We start from the raw sequence: 2,568 nt of genomic DNA on the forward strand, positions 1-2,568 counted from the left end.
CGTCGCGACCACCAAGATCGCCGACCGCGCCGACAAGTCGCAGGACAAGCTGAAGACGCTCGGCGAGGCGCTGACCGAAGCCGGTGAAGACTCGCCCGACGAGGAGGAGGATACCGAGGCTGCCGCCAACCCGAAGCGCGCGCGCAAGAAGTAGCAAGGCTGGGGGGAGGCCGGATCGGCCTCCCCCGAAACGCGAGTCGCTACATCGGCGGCATCGGCGGATAGGCCAGAGGCGGAACGTCGGCACCCGGCGATCCGAACGTGACGAAGCCGTACAGGGCAGCGCCCACCGGGCTATAGGCGATCAGGCTCATCGCGATCTGTGCGCCGGCGATGCTCCCCATCCCCCACCACCACGCGGGATGCACCCGCCCGCTCGTGCGTATGTCCCGAATCGCTCCGGCCAGCGGGAAAAGCATCACCACCACGAACACGGCCCATGCCGCATAGGGGATCAGCAACGGCATCGGCAGCAAGCGCCCGATCCCGGGTCCGGTCAGCGACGCCATTGCGCAGAACAACAGCCGGCGGTGGTACTGGGTCTGGCGGCGCATCCTTATACCGGCCGCGGTCAGCGCTGCGAAGGTCAGGATGTTGAGCGGGTTCATCACCAGGAAACAGGCGGGCGCGAAGACGAAGGGCACGGCGCCGCGGCGGACCATCGCGACGGTGACCCAGATGCCCATCACCACCATCGCCGGCGCCCACACCGCGGCGAACCAGCCGAGCCGCCGATGGGTGGCAAGCGAGCCGGTCGACGCCAACGCGGTCTGCAGGACGTAGAAAACCGCCCACCCGAAGAACAACACGCCGTGGACATGGACCAGCGGCGGCGCCGCGAAGCTCGACCGTCCCGCCACCAGCTGCATCGAGAAGCCGAGCACCAGCACCGCCATCATCAGCAGGGCGCCGATCAGGTAGAAGCGCGCCTCGGGCAACACCCGTGGTCGCGCGTACAGACGAGTCGCCATGCCCTGCCCCGTAGATCGTTCTCGAGCGGATCCGCTTATCATCATGCCGACCACGCCGATTGTACGGAAGCGACGTGAATCACCCGTGACACCGGCCGCCGCGTCACCGTAGACAGCCGCGACCTTGAAGGGGATCATCATGCGCGCTTCGTTCTTTCTCGCCACCGCCATGGCTTGTGCGCTCGCGGGGGGCGCCATCGCTGCGTCGGGTGATCCGACCGCGTGGAAGAACCGGGCGCTTTCCGCCGACGCGCGCGCCGACTTGCTGGTGAAGGCGATGACCGAGGACGAGAAGCTGGTGGTGATCACCGGGTTCTTCGGCGTGCAGCAGGACTGGAACAAGTTCCGCCATCCCGAGGCACGGCTGCAATCCGCGGGCTTCGTTCCCGGCATTCCGCGGCTCGGCTTCACGCCGCAGTGGCAAAGCGACGCGGGGAGCGGCGTCGCCACGCAGGGCGAAGCGACTCCGGCGCTGGAGCGGACGGTGCTGCCGTCGGGTATCCTCACCGCATCCAGCTGGGATCCGGGCGCGGCCTATGCGGGGGGCCAGATGGTCGGCGCCGAGGCGCGCGCGTCGGGGTTCAACGTCCAGCTCGCGGGTGGCGTCAATCTCGATCGCGATCCCGGCAACGGTCGCAACTTCGAATATGCGGGCGAGGACCCTCTGCTCGCGGGGATGATGGTCGGTGCCTTCATGCGCGGGATCCAGGCGAACGGGATCGTCACCACCGTCAAGCATTATGCGCTGAACAACCAGGAAACCGGTCGCAGCACGATCAACGTGCTGATCGACGAGGGCGCCGCGCGGACGTCGGACCTGCTCGCGTTCCAGTTCGCGATCGAACAGGGCGATCCTGGATCGGTGATGTGTTCGTACAACCTCGTCAACGGCAAGCACGCGTGCCAGAACGACTGGCTGCTCAACACCGTGCTGAAGCGCGACTGGGGCTATCGCGGCTATGTGATGTCCGATTGGGGCGCAGCGCACGATACGATCGAGAATGCGCTCGGCGGGCTCGATCAGGAGACCGGCGTCTCCACCCCTGAGAACTACGTGTGGCGCGACAAGCTGAAGGCGGCGATCGCCAAGGGGACCGTGCCGATCGCGGTGATCGACGACAAGGTCCGCCGGATCGCGCGCGCGCTGATCGCCAGCGGCGCGGTGGATCGCCCGGTCGCGCTCGCCCCGATCGACTTCGCCGCGCATGCCGCGGTCGCGCAGGCCGCCGCCGAGAACGGCATCGTGCTGCTGAAGAACGACCGCGACATGCTGCCGCTCGCACGCACCGCGAAGCGGATCGCGGTGATCGGCGGCCATGCCGATGTCGGCGTGCTGACCGGCGGTGGATCGGCGCAGGTCTACGCACCCGGTGGCAATGCGGTGCGCGGGCTCGGCCCGAAGAACTGGCCCGGCCCGGTGGTCTATGCGAAGTCGTCGCCGTTGGTGGCGCTGCGCACGGAACGTCCGGACGCGGCGATCGCATTTGACGCGGGCACCGATCTCGCCGCGGCCGCTGCCGCCGCGAAGACCGCCGATGTCGCAATCGTGTTCGTGACGCAATGGACCGCGGAGTCGCTCGATTTCCCGCTCACGCTG

At 68.0% G+C, this 2,568-nt stretch carries 2 protein-coding genes; one reads left to right on the forward strand and one right to left on the reverse strand.

Annotated elements, in window-relative coordinates; genetic code table 11:
- Nucleotides 1-200: 200 nt before the first annotated feature.
- Nucleotides 201-971: a hypothetical protein gene (locus tag VF643_RS00330; protein WP_331041372.1), complete on the reverse strand. Its 771-nt coding sequence runs from the start codon at nt 969-971 to the stop codon at nt 201-203.
- A 139-nt stretch (nt 972-1,110) separates the two neighbouring features.
- On the opposite strand from VF643_RS00330, the gene VF643_RS00335 reads away from it, so the two are divergent.
- Nucleotides 1,111-2,568, forward strand: a 1,458-nt coding sequence (locus VF643_RS00335) for a glycoside hydrolase family 3 protein (RefSeq protein ID WP_331041373.1), incomplete at its 3' end; no start/stop codon positions are given.

Source organism: Sphingomonas sp. (assembly GCF_036387595.1).
GTDB lineage: Bacteria > Pseudomonadota > Alphaproteobacteria > Sphingomonadales > Sphingomonadaceae > Sphingomonas.

What these genes read in the sequence shown, in the direction of transcription:
- VF643_RS00330 (WP_331041372.1), bottom strand. Translation starts at nt 971, where the DNA reads ATGGCGACTCGTCTGTACGCGCGACCACGGGTGTTGCCCGAGGCGCGC.